Annotated in this window: 1 protein-coding gene; it reads left to right on the top strand. The window is 48.1% G+C overall.

Going from position 1 to position 1342, the window contains the following annotated elements:
• On the top strand, positions 1–1342 hold a 1342-nt coding region (locus tag KDK19_RS01390), incomplete at both ends, for a WD40 repeat domain-containing protein (RefSeq protein WP_257291192.1).

Genomic DNA, 1342 nt, shown 5'->3' with positions numbered 1-1342 from the left:
AAAAGATAAAGATGAACTCCAGAAATGGTTGAGACGTTTTACCAAGGATGAGGCATTAATCAAGTCAATCATGGATCGCCATGGGAGTATTCATTTTCCCGCTCTGTTCTTTTCCACCCTCACTAAACTGATGAATCAATGTAAAACATTTGCATTAGAGACAAAAGCCACCCTCCCCTCTTATGGCGCGACCGGCTCAGCCACTCTCAGTACCGATGGCCGCCATCTGGTGAGTGTCAGGAATTATAAAACGCTGGAAATCTATGGCCAGAAGAGCGATGGATCATGGGAAGCAAAAGGCACTTTTTCCCATTGTGGTCTCAGATCCGTCACCTTCAGTGCCGATGGCCACTATGTAGTGACAGCTGGTGTAGATGGCAAGGCGAAAATTTACGGCCAGAAAGACGAACGATCATGGGAAGAAAAAGCCACTATTTCCCATGATAACTTCCTCATATCAGCCATCTTCAGCGCAGATAGCCGCTATGTGATGAGCTGGAGTAAAGACGGCAAGGCGAAAATCTATGGCAAGAAAGACGATGGCTCATGGGAAGTAAAAGCCATCATTTCCCACAACGCCGGAGTCATTTCAGCCACCTTCAGTGCCGATAGTCGCTATGTAGTGACTGCCGGTGGCAGTGGAGACGGCAAGGTGAAAATCTATGGCAAGAAAGACGAACGATCATGGGAAGAAAAAGCCATTATTTCCCATAATGACTTGGTCGCTTCAGCCTCCTTCAGCACTGATGGCCGCTATGTGGTGACCGCCAGTGGAGATGGCGTGGTGAAAATTTATGGCCGGGAGGACGATGAGTCATGGGCAGAAAAAGCCATCATTACCCACAGGCTTTTAGTAGTATCGGCCACCTTCAGTGTCGATGGCCGCTATGTGGTGACCGCCAGTTTTGATGGCAAAGCGAAAATCTATGGCAAGAACAACGATGGGTCATGGATAGAAAAAGCTATTATTTCTCATGACGGTTGTGTCAGGTCAGCCACCTTCAGCGCCGACGGTCGCCATGTGATGACGACCAGTAATGATCACAAGGTGAAAGTCTATGGCCTGAATGACGATGGATCATGGGAAGAAAAAGCTATCATTTCCCATAAAAAGGAGGTCAACTCAGCCACATTCAGCCCCGATAGCCACTATTTGCAGACCTCCAGTGATGATGACGAGACGAAAATCTATGGCCTGAAGGACGGTGGTTCATGGGAAGTAAAAGCCATCATTTCCCATGACGATATTGTCAACTCAGCCACATTCAGCCCCGATAGCCAACATGTGATCACCGCCGGTTACGATGGCACGGCGAAAATTTATGGTCGGCAGAACGATGAA

The organism is Endozoicomonas sp. ONNA1, from assembly GCF_024606325.1.
GTDB lineage: Bacteria > Pseudomonadota > Gammaproteobacteria > Pseudomonadales > Endozoicomonadaceae > Endozoicomonas_A.
Note: the sequence above shows the minus strand (reverse complement) of the source record. Positions and strands in the feature narration are given on the sequence as shown.